The organism is Pseudarthrobacter sp. NIBRBAC000502771, assembly GCF_006517215.1.
Lineage (GTDB): Bacteria > Actinomycetota > Actinomycetes > Actinomycetales > Micrococcaceae > Arthrobacter > Arthrobacter niigatensis.
In genome coordinates this window covers 4,274,367-4,289,530 of sequence record NZ_CP041187.1, presented here as the reverse complement: position 1 = coordinate 4,289,530, position 15,164 = coordinate 4,274,367, and the positions used below count along the sequence as shown (strand labels likewise).

15 protein-coding genes and 1 pseudogene are annotated in these 15,164 nt (G+C 66.1%); 11 read left to right on the top strand and 5 right to left on the bottom strand.

The window, feature by feature from the left end:
* Nucleotides 1-232: 232 nt before the first annotated feature.
* The 10 genes from glyA (at nt 233) to NIBR502771_RS19835 (ending at nt 9,199) form a co-directional block, all read left to right on the top strand.
* A complete protein-coding gene (gene glyA / locus NIBR502771_RS19880) occupies nt 233-1,531 on the top strand; it encodes a serine hydroxymethyltransferase (protein ID WP_141161225.1) in 1,299 nt (432 codons plus the stop codon).
* Nucleotides 1,532-1,534: 3 nt separating this feature from the next.
* Nucleotides 1,535-2,437: a bifunctional methylenetetrahydrofolate dehydrogenase/methenyltetrahydrofolate cyclohydrolase gene (locus NIBR502771_RS19875; protein ID WP_141161224.1), complete on the top strand. Its 903-nt coding sequence runs from the start codon at nt 1,535-1,537 to the stop codon at nt 2,435-2,437.
* Between the two features lie 183 nt (nt 2,438-2,620).
* Nucleotides 2,621-3,757, top strand: coding sequence for a sensor histidine kinase (locus NIBR502771_RS19870; protein WP_141161223.1), 1,137 nt, complete (start codon nt 2,621-2,623; stop codon nt 3,755-3,757).
* Nucleotides 3,754-4,419, top strand: a complete 666-nt coding sequence (locus NIBR502771_RS19865; protein WP_141161222.1) for a response regulator transcription factor — start codon at nt 3,754-3,756, stop codon at nt 4,417-4,419. The genes NIBR502771_RS19870 and NIBR502771_RS19865 overlap by 4 nt, the downstream gene beginning before the upstream one ends.
* A gap of 150 nt (nt 4,420-4,569) precedes the next feature.
* Nucleotides 4,570-4,902: an SHOCT domain-containing protein gene (locus NIBR502771_RS19860; RefSeq protein ID WP_141161221.1), complete on the top strand. Its 333-nt coding sequence runs from the start codon at nt 4,570-4,572 to the stop codon at nt 4,900-4,902.
* 87 nt (nt 4,903-4,989) lie between these two features.
* Nucleotides 4,990-5,553, top strand: coding sequence for a hypothetical protein (locus NIBR502771_RS19855; protein WP_141161220.1), 564 nt, complete (start codon nt 4,990-4,992; stop codon nt 5,551-5,553).
* A 10-nt stretch (nt 5,554-5,563) separates the two neighbouring features.
* Nucleotides 5,564-6,397 (top strand): exodeoxyribonuclease III, encoded by an 834-nt coding sequence (locus NIBR502771_RS19850; protein WP_141161219.1) that lies wholly within the window; start codon nt 5,564-5,566, stop codon nt 6,395-6,397.
* A 16-nt stretch (nt 6,398-6,413) separates the two neighbouring features.
* The gene (trpS, locus tag NIBR502771_RS19845; protein WP_141161218.1) at nt 6,414-7,457 is read left to right on the top strand and encodes a tryptophan--tRNA ligase; all 1,044 of its coding nucleotides are present in this window, start codon (nt 6,414-6,416) and stop codon (nt 7,455-7,457) included.
* Between the two features lie 4 nt (nt 7,458-7,461).
* Entirely contained in the window at nt 7,462-8,166 is a 705-nt protein-coding gene (locus tag NIBR502771_RS19840) for a 2'-5' RNA ligase family protein (protein WP_141161217.1), read from the top strand.
* A 109-nt stretch (nt 8,167-8,275) separates the two neighbouring features.
* The gene (locus NIBR502771_RS19835; protein WP_141161216.1) at nt 8,276-9,199 is read left to right on the top strand and encodes a YihY/virulence factor BrkB family protein; all 924 of its coding nucleotides are present in this window, start codon (nt 8,276-8,278) and stop codon (nt 9,197-9,199) included.
* 33 nt (nt 9,200-9,232) lie between these two features.
* On the opposite strand, the pseudogene NIBR502771_RS19830 reads toward NIBR502771_RS19835, so the two are convergent.
* The 5 genes and pseudogenes from NIBR502771_RS19830 to sdhC all read right to left on the bottom strand — a co-directional run bounded on the left by NIBR502771_RS19830 (nt 9,233) and on the right by sdhC (nt 13,631).
* Nucleotides 9,233-10,007 (bottom strand): annotated as a pseudogene (locus NIBR502771_RS19830) (alpha/beta hydrolase family protein).
* A gap of 131 nt (nt 10,008-10,138) precedes the next feature.
* Entirely contained in the window at nt 10,139-10,921 is a 783-nt protein-coding gene (locus tag NIBR502771_RS19825) for a succinate dehydrogenase iron-sulfur subunit (protein ID WP_141161215.1), read from the bottom strand.
* Between the two features lies 1 nt (nt 10,922).
* Nucleotides 10,923-12,722, bottom strand: coding sequence for a succinate dehydrogenase flavoprotein subunit (sdhA, locus tag NIBR502771_RS19820; protein ID WP_141161214.1), 1,800 nt, complete (start codon nt 12,720-12,722; stop codon nt 10,923-10,925).
* A gap of 108 nt (nt 12,723-12,830) precedes the next feature.
* Entirely contained in the window at nt 12,831-13,292 is a 462-nt protein-coding gene (locus tag NIBR502771_RS19815; RefSeq protein WP_141161213.1) for a succinate dehydrogenase hydrophobic membrane anchor subunit, read from the bottom strand.
* Nucleotides 13,293-13,295: 3 nt separating this feature from the next.
* Complete coding sequence (sdhC, locus tag NIBR502771_RS19810; RefSeq protein WP_246839926.1) at nt 13,296-13,631, bottom strand: succinate dehydrogenase, cytochrome b556 subunit; 336 nt, start codon at nt 13,629-13,631, stop codon at nt 13,296-13,298.
* Nucleotides 13,632-13,950: 319 nt separating this feature from the next.
* Between sdhC and NIBR502771_RS19805 the strand changes: the two genes are divergently transcribed.
* Nucleotides 13,951-15,084 (top strand): mannose-1-phosphate guanylyltransferase, encoded by a 1,134-nt coding sequence (locus tag NIBR502771_RS19805; protein ID WP_141161211.1) that lies wholly within the window; start codon nt 13,951-13,953, stop codon nt 15,082-15,084.
* Nucleotides 15,085-15,164 lie beyond the last annotated feature (80 nt).

Below are 15,164 nucleotides of genomic sequence, written 5' to 3'. Positions count from 1 at the left end.
GGAAGGGTCGCAACTGGCGTTGGGTGGCTAACCACCAGGGAGCGGCAATCACGAAGACCACGGATCGTACGCCTGGGCCGAGGGTCATGTTTTGCCGGAATTGGGGCTGCTCCTGCGTCAGTACAGCAGCACCATGCCGGGCTTTCACGCCCTGTCATCAACGCGGTGCGGAAGCGCGCCAGCCGGTAGCCTGACCTATAGCAGTGCCCGTATCCCCAGCCAGGAGTACTTCGTGACTACTACAGCCACCTCAACCACCGCCGTCAGCAACCAGCCGCTGGCTGAGCTTGACCCCGAAATCGCAGCAGTCCTTGAGCAGGAGCTTGGCCGCCAGCGCGGCACCCTGGAGATGATTGCTTCCGAGAACTTCGCGCCCCGCGCCGTGATGGAAGCCCAGGGCTCGGTCCTCACCAACAAGTATGCCGAGGGCTACCCGGGCCGCCGCTACTACGGCGGCTGCGAATACGTCGACGTTGCAGAACAGCTGGCCATTGACCGGGTCAAGGCCCTGTTCGGCGCCGAGTTCGCCAACGTCCAGCCGCACTCTGGCGCGCAGGCCAACGCCGCCGCGCTGTCCGCCATGATCACACCCGGCGACAAGATCCTGGGCCTGTCCCTGGCCCACGGCGGCCACCTGACCCACGGCATGAAGCTGAACTTCTCCGGCAAGCTTTACAACGTGGCTGCCTACCAGGTGGAGGAAGACACCTTCCGCATCGACATGGACAAACTGCGCGAGCAGGCCATCGCCGAGAAGCCCCAGGTCATCATCGCCGGCTGGTCCGCCTACCCCCGCCACCTGGACTTCGCCGCGTTCCGCTCCATCGCCGATGAAGTGGGCGCGCTCCTTTGGACCGACATGGCACACTTCGCCGGCCTGGTGGCAGCCGGACTGCACCCCAGCCCCGTCCCGCACTCCGATGTCGTCACCTCCACCGTGCACAAGACCCTGGCCGGTCCCCGCTCGGGCGTGATCCTTGCCAAGGAGCAGTGGGCCAAGAAGCTGAACTCCAGCGTCTTCCCGGGCCAGCAGGGCGGCCCGCTGATGCACGTCATCGCTGCCAAGGCCGTGGCCTTCAAAATCGCTGGCACCCAGGAATTCAAGGAGCGCCAGGAGCGCGTCCTGGAAGGCGCCAGGATCATCGCTGACCGCCTGAACCAGGCCGACGTCGCCGAAGCCGGCGTCTCGGTCCTCACCGGCGGCACCGACGTGCACCTGGTACTGGTTGACCTCCGCAACTCGCAGCTGGACGGCCAGCAGGCGGAGGACCTCCTGCACTCCGTGGGCATCACCGTGAACCGCAACGCCGTGCCGTTCGACCCGCGCCCGCCGATGGTCACCTCCGGCCTGCGCATTGGCACCCCGGCCCTGGCTACCCGCGGCTTTGGTGCCAACGAGTTCACCGAGGTGGCAGAGATCATCGCCACCGCGCTCAAGGCAGGCGCCAGCGCCGACGTCGAGGCCCTCCAGTCCCGCGTGGACAAGCTGGCTGCCGACTTCCCGCTGTACCCCCAGCACGAGCAGTGGTAACCCATGGCTGAAACCACTACCGCACAGATCCTTGACGGCAAGGCCACCGCTGCTGCCATCAAGGCCGAGCTGACCGAACGCGTGGCCGCACTCAAGGCCAAGAGCGTCACCCCCGGCATCGCCACTGTGCTGGTGGGCGCTGACCCCGCCTCGCAGCTGTACGTCTCCATGAAGCACAAGCAGTCCGTGCAGATCGGGATGAACTCCATCCAGCGCGAGCTTCCGGCGGACGCCACCCAGGAACAGGTGGAGGCCCTCATTGACGAACTCAATGCAGACCGCTCCTGCCACGGCTACATCGTTCAGCTGCCGCTGCCCAAGCACCTGGACACGGACGCAATCCTGGAGCGGATCGACCCCGCCAAGGATGCGGACGGGCTGCACCCCACCAACCTGGGCCGGCTGGTGCTCAACGTCAACAACAAGATCACCACGCCGCTGCCGTGCACGCCCCGCGGCGTCATCGAGCTGCTCGAGCGCAACGGATACAGCCTGGCCGGCAAGCACGTTGTGGTGGTGGGCCGCGGCGTCACCATCGGCCGCTCGATCGGCCTGCTGCTCACGCGGCGGGAGGTCAATGCCACCGTGACTTTGACCCACACGGGTACCACCAACCTGTCCGAACTGCTGCGGCAGGCGGACGTCATCGTGGGTGCCGCAGGCGTCAAGCACATCGTGAAGGCCGCTGATGTGAAGCCGGGCGCTGCCCTGCTGGACGTCGGCGTCACACGGGAGACCGATCCGGAGACCGGCAAGAGCCGTGTCTACGGCGACATCGATCCCGCCGCCGCGGAGGTGGCGGGCTGGATTTCGCCAAACCCCGGCGGAGTGGGCCCCATGACGGTGGCGCTGCTGATGACCAACGTGGTGGAGGCCGCGGAACGCGCAGCAGGCGTCGGAGAGTAGCACCGGCCCCGAACGCTCGACGGCGGCACGGCACCTTCCGTATGGAGGGCGCCGTGCCGCCGTCGGCCATTTAAGCGCAGCGCGGGGTAAGCCCGGCGCGGCCGTGCTTGTACTCCCGGGGGAGTACAAGCGGTACGCCGCCCACCTGACGACTTTCACCGTGCGCGGGAATAGGCTCGGACCATGCAGCGCCGTTTCCGGGGACCACCCACCGCCGTCATCGTGGTGGTGGTCGCCGTGATCCAGGTGGCGGGATCGGCGTTCGCCTCCCTGCGGCAGCCCGGACACGCGCCCCTGGACCCCCTGGCGCTCGCGTTGCTGCTGCTGGGGCCGGCCGCACTGGCTTTCCGCCGGCGCGCGCCGCTGGTGATGCTGCCCGTTGCCGCCGGGGCCACCGCAGCCTACCTTGCCCTGGGCTACGCCTGGGGCCCGGTGGTCCTCTCCTTCGCGATGGCCCTGATCCTGACGGCGGCGGCCGGGAAGCGCGCTGTGGCATGGTCGGGAGCCGCCGCGGGAATCCTCGCATTGTTTCTTGCCGCTGCGCGCAGCGGCGATGAAGCGGCGTTCGTCCGCGCCTTCGCCGGGTCCTCATGGCTGGCCATCCTGGTCCTGGTCGGGGAAGGGGTGCGGTTCCGCGGCGAACGGGTTGCCGAACGGCACCGCCAGGCGGCCGCGGCGGAACAGGCTGCCCGCGATGAATACCGGCTTGCCCTTGCGCGGGACATCCATGACGGGGTGGCCCATTCGCTGTCCCTGATAAACGTCCGGGCCTCGGTGGCGCTGCACCTGGGCGAGAAGGATCCGGCGCAGTTCCGCCCTGCCCTGGAGACCATCAAGGCAGCGAGCAGGGAATCACTGGCTGAAGTCCGCCAGCTGCTGGGCGTGCTCCGGGAAGATGCGCCGTTGAGCCCCACCAGCCGGCCCAGCCTGGCCCGGGTTCCGGAAATCGTAGAGAACGCGCGGCGGGCCGGGCTCGATGTCCGGCTCCTGGCCGGCCCCGGCAGTGACCACGTTCCCACTGCAGCCCAGGAAGCGGCGTACCGGATTGTGCAGGAGGCCTTGACAAACGTGGGCCGGCATTCCGGCGCGCGTTCGGCCCAGGTGTCCATCCACGCGGCGAAAGGGGAGTTACTGGTGACCATAGACGACGACGGCGCCGGGGCCGGCACAGCGCCCGAAGGTAACGGCATTACCGGCATGCGGGAACGGGTGGCAGCTTTGGGCGGCAGCCTTGAGCTGGGGCCGGCCCACTCCGGTACGGGCTGGCGGGTCCGTGCGGTCCTCCCGCTGGCCGCCCGTGCAGGGCAGGAACCGGGATGATCAGGATCCTGCTGGCCGATGACCAGAACCTGATCCGGGCGGGCTTCCGGGCGTTGCTGGACGCCGAAGCGGACATGAAGGTCGTGGCCGAGTGCGGGACCGGGCGCGACGCGGTCCGGCTTGCCCGGCAGTGGCAACCCGACGTGGTCCTGATGGATATCCGCATGCCGGACGGTGATGGCCTGGAGGCAACGCGGCAGATCCTCTCCGACCCTGCGCTGCCAGGTACCCGGGTGGTCATGCTCACCACCTTCGAGCTGGACGAATACATCGCCGAGGCCGTGCGGGCCGGCGCCGCCGGTTTCCTGGTCAAGGACACTGAACCGGCCGAGCTCCTGCGCGCCGTCCCCATTGTGCACGACGGCGATGCGCTGCTGTCGCCCTCGGTGACCCGGCGGATCATGGCCCAGTTGGCGCGGCACTCCCGCGCCGCCGAACGGCCGGTGGCACTGGACCGCATCACCGACCGGGAGCGGGAAGTCCTCCAGCTTGTGGGGGAGGGTTTGAACAACGCGGAAATCGCCGGGCGCCTGTTCATCACCCCGCTCACGGCAAAGACGCATGTCTCGCGGATCATGGCGAAGCTGATGGTCAGGGACAGGGCGCAGCTGGTGGTGCTGGCCTACGAATCCGGACTGGTCCGGCCGGGCTGGGCAGGCTGAGGCCCGTACCAGGTGCAGCCGCAGGCCTCCCGGGGGAGTACGTGGCCCGGTGAAGGTGACTCCCGCCGCCGGACGCGCCGGCCGGCTGCGGCAACGACACTCGATACAAGGCCGGATCCCCGGCCGGTCGAGAGAGTCTGGAGAACGAAAATGTTGCCATCACTGACCACCGCGCTGTCTACTGCGGGCGTGTCCACCGCAGCCCTGACCGCCGCTACGCAGGTGCCGGCCGATACGGTCGTCTACGGCCCCTGGCACGGTGCCTTTTCCCCCTGGTTCCTGTTGTTCCCGCTCTTCTGGATCCTGGTGATCGCGCTGTTCATCTTCGTGGCCCGAAGGACCTGGCGCCGGAACCAGCACTGGGCAGCCGGCCAGGGGGCCGAAGGCGTGCTGCGCGAACGCTACGCCCGGGGGGAGGTGGACGAGACCGAGTACCGGCAACGGCTGGAGGTCCTCCGCAGCGGGGACCGACGGCAGACGTGACCGGACCCGCCGGAGCTGAACGCCGGAGCTGTTCGCCGGGGGTGGAAGGCGGCCGAAGCACAGGCCGGTGTTTGAGACAATAGCTGCATGCGAACTTTGGGCAGCTCCTCGTCATCCGCCAAACCCGCCAGGGCCGGTTTCTCGATGTTCCGGATCAGCGGGCCGGGCCTGATGGTCCTGGTGACGGCGTTCGTTGTTGCCGTCATCTTCGCCGCCAACCAGAACGACGTCGTGGGCTGGGTTGTTGCCGTCATCGCCGCCTTCTGGCTGGCACTGGCCCTGTTCGTGGTCTTCAGCATCCAGCGGGCCGCCAAGAAGGCCGGCGCCAAGCTGTCCGAGGCTCAAAGCGCCTTCCACACCGCAACCGGCCGGGCCCCGGTGCAGGCATCAGCGGACCATGGGGGCACCCGGGTGGTCTACGAACGGACCGAGGCCGACGAAGTGCGCGACCTGAAACTGGACCACTCGTTCAAAATCGTCCAGGTGCAGATCCGCGTAGTGGAAGAGGAACGGGCCAAGGGCGCCGCGGCCAACCAGGACACCATCAACCGCGCCCTCGAGACGATTGAGATCACGGCCACCAACGCCCGGGACATGATCAAGTCCTCCGGCGGCAGCGGCGAGCCGGTGACCGGAACCATCATCGACTAGAGTGGAGCGGGTGAGCTCGGCATTGAACAAGGACCACCTTCGCATCGCATCAGTCAACGTCAACGGCCTCCGGGCTGCCTACAAAAACGGCATGGCGGCGTGGCTGGAGCCGCGCGAAGTGGACATCCTCTGCCTGCAGGAAGTGCGCGCCCCCGACGCGATCGTCCGGGAGTTGCTCGGGGAAGGATGGCACATCCTGCACGCCGAGGCGGAAGCAAAAGGCCGTGCCGGCGTCGCCATCGCCTCCCGCCAGGAGCCGCTCGAAACCAGGAACGGCATTGGGGACGACTACTTCGCCACGGCCGGGCGCTGGGTGGAGGCTGATTTCCGCGTTCCGGACGCCGCCGGGAACCCCGTCCAGCTCACCGTTGCCAGCGCCTACGTGCACTCCGGTGAGGCAGGGACACCCAAGCAGGACGACAAGTACCGCTTCCTTGACGTCATGAGCACCCGGCTTCCGGAGCTGACCAAGCACAGCGACCACGCGCTGGTGGTGGGGGACCTGAATGTCGCCCACACGCCCCGGGACATTCGGAACTCCAAGGGCAACCTCAAGAAAGCCGGCCACCTGCCGGAGGAACGCGCCTACTTTGACCGTTTCTTTGGTGAGGAAATCGGCTGGCATGACGTCCACCGGAACCTTGCCGGCGACGTCGACGGGCCGTACACGTGGTGGTCCTGGCGCGGCAAGGCGTTCGATAACGACACCGGGTGGCGCATCGACTACCACATGGCCACCCCCGGACTGGCAGCGTCCGCCATTTCGGCCGTTGTTGACCGTGCAGCCTCCTGGGATACCCGCTTCTCCGATCACGCCCCGCTGGTAGTGGACTACCAGCTCTGAGCCCGAAAGTTTTTCCATGACCACCCAGACTTCCTCCACTGCCAAGAAGCGCATCCTTTCCGGCGCCAAGCCCACCGCGGATTCCCTGCACCTGGGCAATTACATCGGCGCTGTGCGCAACTGGGTGGACATGCAGGCGGAATACGACGCCGTCTTCTTTATCCCGGACCTGCACGCCATCACGGTGGATTTCGACCCCGCCGAGCTGGCCAGGCGCACCCGCATCGTGGCGGCGCAGTACATTGCCGCCGGCATCGACCCGGACAAGAGCATCTTCTTTGTCCAGTCCCATGTCCCGGAGCACGCGCAGCTTGCCTGGGCGCTGAACTGCATCACCGGCTTCGGTGAGGCGTCCCGTATGACGCAGTTCAAGGACAAGACCCAGAAGTCTGGCGCTGACGCCGCAACGCTGGGCCTTTTCGCCTACCCCACGCTGATGGCCGCCGATATCCTCCTCTACCAGAGCGACCTGGTTCCGGTGGGCGAGGACCAGCGGCAGCACCTGGAGCTGACCCGGAACCTCGCGCAGCGTTTCAACACCCGGTTTGGCCACACGTTCACGGTTCCAGAGGCCACGATCGTGAAGGAAAGCGCCAAGATCTACGACCTCCAGAATCCCAGCGCCAAGATGTCGAAGACGGGGGAGTCCCCCAACGGTGCCATCCAACTGCTGGAGGATCCCAAGATCGCCGCAAAGCGCATCAAGTCGGCAGTGACCGACGCCGGCACGGACATCCGCTTCGACGCCGAGGAGAAGCCCGGGGTTTCCAACCTGCTCACCATTTACTCGTCCCTCACCGGAAAGTCCGTGGCGGACCTTGAAGCCGAGTACCAGGGGAAGATGTACGGGCACCTCAAGGTGGACCTCGCGGAGGTGGTGGTGGACTTCATCACCCCGCTCCGCAACCGGACCAACGAGCTCATGGCCGATCCCGCCGAGCTTGACCGGCTGCTGGCCCTCGGCGCGGACCGGGCCCGGGAGATCGCCTCGGCCACCCTGGGCCAGGTGTACCAGCGCATGGGTTTCCTGCCGTCCCTCAGCCTCGCAGGGGTCCGCTAGCGCCATGTCTTCGAGAAACGTCACCGCCAGGGGAGGTGCCTGCTCTGCCGGCCAGGTGGAGCGGACCCTGGCCGACCGCTTCGAAGACGAGTCCGGCCACGCTGCGGCTGCTGACCATGAGCCGGCCCGCAGCGATGAGATCAGTGTGGGCGTCATCCTGGGCTTTCCAGACGAGATTGCCGGGGAACTGCAGCGCTGGCGGGCGTCCTTCGGGGATCCCTTGGCCGAAGTGGTGCCCGCGCACATCACGCTGGTGACCACCACCCCCACCCAGGACTGGGAGGCCACCCGCCGGCATGTCCGCGAGGTGGCCCGCTGCCAGAGCCCCTTCATGGTCACCATCGCCGGGACCGGAACCTTCAGGCCCGTTTCGCCCGTGGTCTTCATCCGGGTGGAGGACGGGTTCGAGCACTGCGTGGACTTACACCGCAAGCTGCAGCAGGGACCCCTCCACCGTGAACTGCCCTTCCCTTATCATCCACACGTGACCATCGCCCACGATGTCGCCCCCGAAAGCCTGGATGAGGCCGAAACGGTGCTCAAGAACTATAAAGCCACCTTCCCGGTGGTTAGCATGGGACTCTATGAGCATGATGCCGAGGGCATCTGGCAGCTACGGGAAGAGCTGGATTTTGGGACCGAAACTGACAACCACGACGGCACCCGATTCACGGACGCTGCCGCGGACACCACAACCGAAGGCGCCTGACCAGCAGCCGCTGCCCACTGAGCATGCCCAGCTTAAGCTGGCCGCCATCCAGAAAAGGATGGCCTGGGGCAAAGCCAGGAGATCCGGCGTCGGGCTGTTACCACGCCTGATGGCCATGATCCTGTGGCTGCAGGCCAAGCTCAACACCCTGCGCCCGATGCGCGCGTTCCAGCATTACAACCTCCAGCACGGCCCCTTGCTGAGCGCCGGCATTGGCTTCCGGATGTTCTTCTCCATCACCGGGCTCCTGACCACCGGCTTCTCGGTTGCGGGACTTGTCCTGAGGGGCCAGCCGGCCCTGCTTGACACCATCATCAGCAGCGTGGCAACAAGCGCCCCCGGACTTTTGAAGGTCAACGGCGGGGAGGGACTGGTGGATCCCAAGGACCTGCTCGATCCCAACGGACTTGGCTGGACTGCGCTGATCAGTGCCGTGGTCACGGTCGTCACGTCCCTGGGATGGATCAACGGGCTCCGGGACGGCCTCCGCGGCGTCCTGCAGCTGCCGCCGCTGATGGTCAACCCCATCCTGATGAAGCTGCGCGATTCCGGCACCCTGCTGCTGCTGGGCACCGCCCTGGTCATCAGTGCCGGCGCCTCCCTGGTCTTCGGCACCGCTGCCGGATGGGTCTCGGACTTCCTGCACCTCAGCGATGCCCTCGCCGGCCCCCTCACCACGTCCGTGAAGATCGTCGTGCCGCTGGTCCTGAACTGGGTCACGGCACTGGTCATGTTCCGGCTGGCCGCGGGGCTGAAGCTGTCCCGCCAGGCGCTGCTGGAAGGGACCATCCTGGCCGCCGTCGGCACCACCGTCCTGCAGATCTTCAGCACCGAGCTGCTTGGCGGCGCCAGCCGCAATCCCATCCTGGCGCCGTTCGCCATCATCATCGGCCTGCTCATCTGGTTCAACCTGGTCAGCCAGGTCTACCTTGTCTCCGCGGGGTGGTCCGCCGTCCGCGAGGCCGACCTGGAGTCCGGCTCAGCCCCGCGGAAGGCAATCCTCGGGGCCCGGCGGGCAACGCCCCAGACCTGACCCGCAGCCATTCTGAGGCGGGGGGCGCTTGGGTCAGGCGGAGGCCGCATCAAGGTACTGGTCGGCCCAGGCTGCGATGATCCTCGCTGCACGGGCAGCCTGGCCCTTCCCGGTCAGGAGGTGGTCGCTTCCCTCCAGGGAGACGAAATTCCGGGGGTGCCGGGCGGTCTGGAAGATGGTGCTCGCATTCTCGATCCCCACGGTGTTATCGGTGGGGGAGTGCAGGACCATCAGCGGCTTATGCAGTTGCCGGATGCAGTCAGTCAGGTCAGCGTTCTCCAGGTCCTCCACGAAGTGCCGGCGGATCTCCACCCGCTTGCCGCCCAGGTCCACCTCGGCGCTGCCCTCATTCAGGATCCTGTCCAGGGCGGCATCGAACACGTGGGCCACGTGCTTGGGCGAGAACGGAGCCCCCACCGTGGCCACGGCATCGAGTTCGGGAATGTCCCTGGCAGCGGCAAGGACGGCCGCGCCGCCGAATGAATGGCCCACCAGCAGCGAGATTTCCTTGCCCTCACCGCGCATGAACTCCGCAGCCTTCACCGTGTCAGCCACCTTGTGGCTGAACGATCCCGCGGACCATTCCCCGGCGGACCCGCCGAGGCCCAGGTTGTCGAAGCGCAGCATGCCGATTCCGCTGTCCGCCAGCGCCTTGCACATCCTGGAGGCGGAGGGGCTGTCCTTGCCCAGCGTAAAGCCGTGCGAAAACACCCCCCCAGCCCTTGACGGGCCCTTCGGGAAGGTCAATGATGCCGGACAGCATTTCGCCGGTGGAGCCGGCGAAGGACACTTTTTCGGTGCGGGACATGGGGCCCTTTCTGCGGGCGGACAGCTTGCTGATAGAGCATCCGGGGTGAATAGGTGTTGAAAACGAACGACGGCGCCCTCCACCACGTGTGGTGAGGGACGCCGTCGGCCGTCTACCTGGAGTTGAAGGTGCTAGATCTTGCGGGCCAGGATGGCCTGCTTGACCTCCGCGATGGCCTGCGTGACCTGGATGCCGCGGGGGCATGCCTCGGAGCAGTTGAAGGTGGTGCGGCAGCGCCACACGCCTTCCTTGTCATTGAGGATTTCCAGGCGCATGTCGCCGGCGTCATCACGGGAGTCGAAGATGAAGCGGTGTGCGTTCACGATTGCGGCGGGGCCGAAGTACTGCCCGTCCGTCCAGAACACGGGGCAGGATGACGTGCACGCGGCGCAAAGGATGCACTTGGTGGTGTCATCAAAGCGCTCACGGTCCTCTGCGGACTGCAGGCGCTCCCGGGTGGGCTCGTGGCCCTTGTTGATGAGGAAGGGCATGACTTCGCGGTACGACTGGAAGAAGGGCTCCATGTCCACGATCAGGTCCTTCTCCACCGGGAGGCCCTTGATGGGTTCCACCGTGATGGGCTTGGACGTGTCCAGGTCCTTCAGCAGGGTCTTGCAGGCCAGGCGGTTGCGGCCGTTGATGCGCATGGCATCCGAGCCGCACACGCCGTGTGCGCAGGAGCGGCGGAAGGACAGGGTGCCGTCCGTTTCCCACTTCACCTTGTGCAGGGCGTCAAGGACACGGTCCGTGCCGTACATGGTCAGGTGGAAGTCGTCCCAGGTTGCTTCCTCCGAAACCTCCGGGTTGTAGCGGCGGACGCGCAGGTGGACGTCGAACGAGGGGATTTCCCCGGCCCCGCCAACGCCGGCAGGAAGTTCAACCTTTGAGGCTGGCTCAGCGATTTCAGCGGTCATCTTAGTACTTCCTCACCATCGGCTCGTAGCGGGTAAAGACAACCGGCTTGGTGGCCAGGCGGATACCGGCGATTGATTCCGCCGATCCGTCAGCCGGCGCATGGTCATCCTTGTACGCCATGGAGTGCTTCATGAATTTCTCGTCGTCACGCTCGGGGAAGTCCTCGCGGAAGTGTCCGCCGCGGGATTCCTCGCGGTGCAGGGCGGCCACGGTCATCACCTTGGCCAGTTCCAGCAGGAAGCCGAGTTCAACGGCCTCGAGCAGGTCCAGGTTGAAGCGCTTGCCCTTGTCCTGGACGTTGATGCGCTTGTAGCGCTCCTCGAAGGATGCGATGTCGCGCAGCACCTGGTTCAGGGTGTCCGCCGTCCGGAACACCTGCATGTTGGCGTCCATGGTGTCCTGCAGTTCCTTGCGGATCTGGGCCACCTTTTCGTCGCCGGTGCCGTTGCGGGCAATGTCCAGCAGTTCGGTGGTGTAGCCCAGCGGGTTCTCCGGCAGTTCCACGAACTCGGCGGTCTTGGCGTACTCCGCGGCGGCGATGCCCGCACGCTTGCCGAAGACGTTGATGTCCAGCAGCGAGTTGGTGCCCAGGCGGTTGGAGCCGTGGACGGACACGCAGGCCACTTCACCGGCGGCGTAGAGGCCCGGGACCACGGTGTCGTTGTCCTGCAGGACCTCGGCGCTGATGTTGGTGGGAATGCCACCCATGGCGTAGTGCGCGGTGGGGAACACCGGCACGGGCTCCGTGTACGGTTCCACACCCAGGTAGGTGCGGGCAAACTCGGTGATGTCCGGGAGCTTGGCGTCGATGTGGGCCGGCTCCAGGTGGGTCAGGTCCAGCAGGACGTAGTCCTTGTTCGGGCCGCAGCCGCGGCCTTCGCGGACCTCGTTGGCCATGGAGCGGGCCACGATGTCGCGCGGCGCCAGGTCCTTGATGGTGGGGGCGTAACGTTCCATGAAGCGTTCACCCTCGGAGTTGCGGAGGATTGCGCCTTCACCGCGGGCGGCCTCGGAGAGCAGGATGCCCAGTCCGGCAAGGCCTGTCGGGTGGAACTGGAAGAATTCCATGTCTTCCAGGGGGATGCCGCGGCGGAACGCGATGCCCATGCCGTCGCCGGTCAGGGTGTGGGCGTTGGACGTGGTCTTGAAGACCTTGCCGGCGCCACCGGAGGCGAACACCACGGACTTGGCCTGGAAAACGTGCAGTTCACCGGAGGCGAGGTCGTAGGAGACGACGCCGGCTACGCGCTTTTGCTTGTAAGGGGTGCCGTCTTCGCGGACAGCGTCCTCTTCAACCGTCAGCAGGTCCAGCACGTAGTACTCGTTGTAGAACTCGACGTTGTGCTTGACGCAGTTCTGGTACAGGGTCTGCAGGATCATGTGGCCGGTGCGGTCGGCGGCGTAGCATGCGCGGCGGACCGGAGCCTTGCCGTGGTCGCGGGTGTGGCCGCCGAACCGGCGCTGGTCGATGCGGCCTTCGGGCGTGCGGTTGAAGGGCAGGCCCATCTTTTCCAGGTCCAGCACGGCGTCGATGGCTTCCTTCGCCATGACCTCGGCAGCGTCCTGGTCAACCAGGTAGTCGCCGCCCTTGACGGTGTCGAACGTGTGCCATTCCCAGTTGTCTTCCTCGACATTGGCAAGGGCTGCACACATGCCACCCTGCGCCGCACCCGTGTGCGAGCGGGTGGGGTAGAGCTTGGTCAGTACTGCTGTGCGCGCGCGCTGACCGGATTCGATCGCGGCGCGCATGCCAGCGCCACCGGCACCGACGATGACGACGTCGTACTTATGGACCTGCATACCAGACGCTCTTTCTCTCAAAATTCGCTATAAAACAACGGGGCGGCTTTGCCTGCTCCGCAAAACAGGGCCCGCGGATAAGCCCGCGGGCCCGGGGATGTGCCAGTGCTAGGCAGGGCAGAAACCACCCGGAAGGGCGACGCCGTTCACCACGGGGCACGGGTTGAAGGTGAAGATCACCAGGGTGCCCAGGAGGATGATGACCACTGCGGCCGCGTAAAGAACGGTCTTCAGCCAGCGCCGGGTGGATGTCTTCTCGGCGTAGTCGTTGATGATGGTCCGGACGCCGTTGCTGCCGTGCAGCATGGCCAGCCAGAGCATGGCCAGGTCCCAGAACTGCCAGAACGGATCCGCCCACTTGCCGGCCACGAAGCCGAAGTCGATGGCGTGGATGCCCTCGCCGAGCATGAGGTTCACGAACAGGTGGCCGAAGATCAGCACCACGAGCACCACGCCGGAAAGGCGCATGAACAGCCAGGCGATCATCTCGAAGTTGCCCTTGGAACCGCCGCTGCGGCGGTACTGGGGAGCGACCCGGCCGCTGCGGGGGCTCTCGATCGTTGCAGTCATGGCTTAGTGACCTCCGAGGGCGAGGGACAGGTGGCGGATGGAGAAGGCAAGCATGGTCACAACCCAAAGGGCCAGGACTGCCCACAGCATCTGCCGCTGGTACTTGGCGCCCTTCTTCCAGAAGTCGACCGCGATGATCCGCAGGCCGTTGAAGGCGTGGAAGACGATGGCGGCGACAAGGCCGGTCTCACCCAGCGCCATCAGCGGATTCTTGTAGGCGCCGATCACGGCGGTGTAGGCCTCCGGTGACACACGCACCAAGGAGGTGTCCAGGACGTGGACCAACAAGAAGAAAAAGATCACTACACCGGTAATACGGTGTCCTACCCAGGACCACATGCCTTCACGGCCGCGGTACAAGGTGCCAGCTGGTTTTGTCGGCACTGATAAACCTCCCTGCAACACAGCGGCGCTGGCATGAGATCCATGCGGGGGGAACGCCTGCTGCGAGAGCACTCGTAGCTCAGGCCTAAATCTAGGCTTCGCTAACAGCTTATTCAATTTAGTCGTTTGTTGGTGCCCAGTACTGGAGCGGATTTTGCAGGGAAATGAGACGAACGCCACATCATTGCAGGCGTCAGGGCACGTGGGCAGCCCAAAGCAGCGCCCATCCGCCGCCACAGGAGCGGCCGGCGGCCCTTCGGCTAAAGTAGCCGTGATGAGTACAGACAAAGTGACAAGCCCGGCTTCACCCATTGACCGCTTCATTGCGGTGATTCCGGCAGGCGGAGTGGGGACCCGCCTCTGGCCTCTGTCACGAGCAGCAGCTCCCAAGTTCCTTCACGATCTCACGGGATCGGGCAGCACCTTGCTGCGCGCCACCTACGACCGGTTGCACCCCCTCGCGGGCGACCGGATGCTGGTGGTGACAGGGCAGGCCCACCGCGCAGCAGTGTGCCGCCAGCTCCCTGAGGTCCGCGACTCGGACCTGGTCCTGGAATCGGAACCCAAGGACTCGGGTGCGGCGATCGGCCTCGCGGCCGCAATCCTGCACGAACGCGATCCCGACACCATCATGGGGTCCTTCGCCGCCGACCAGGTGATCAGCCCGGATGACCTGTTCCAGCAGGCAGTCCGGGAAGCGATCCACACCGCTGCTGCCGGCAAGATCGTGACCATCGGCATCAAGCCCACCCACCCGTCCACCGGCTTCGGCTACATCCGTTCCGGCAAGGCCCTGCACATCGACGGCGCGCCCAGCGCCCACGACGTTGTGGAGTTCGTGGAAAAGCCGGACGAGACTGTGGCGCAGCAGTACGTGGACAGCGGAGACTATGTCTGGAATGCCGGCATGTTCGTGGCGCCCGTGTCGCTGATGCTCAAGCACCTCGAAGCCAACCAGCCCGAACTCTTCCAGGGCCTCCAGGAAATCGCCCGGGCCTGGGATACACCCCAGCGCGACGAGGTAACGGCCCGGATTTGGCCCACCCTGCCCAAGATCGCCATCGACTACGCCGTGGCCGAGCCCGCCGCCGAAGCCGGGGACGTCGCCGTCGTGCCCGGTACTTTCCGCTGGGACGACGTTGGCGACTTCGCCTCGGTTGGGCGCCTCAACAGCGCCAAGGAAGTGGATGACGTCACTGTCCTTGGCGAAGGTGCCCGCGTGTTCACCGAGAACTCCAGCGGCGTTGTTGTCACCGACACCAAGCGCGTCATCGCGCTGATCGGCATCCAGGATGTTGTCATCGTGGACACGCCGGACGCCCTCCTGGTGACCACCATGGCCAATTCCCAGCGCGTGAAGGCTGCCGTGGATGCGCTCAAGGCGAGCGGGGACACGGACGTTCTCTGACCGGAATCCTGCGGGCGCCATGGTGCCGGCAGGACCGGAATGTAATGCGCCGTCAGGGATGGGCGCTAAACCCGCCACCC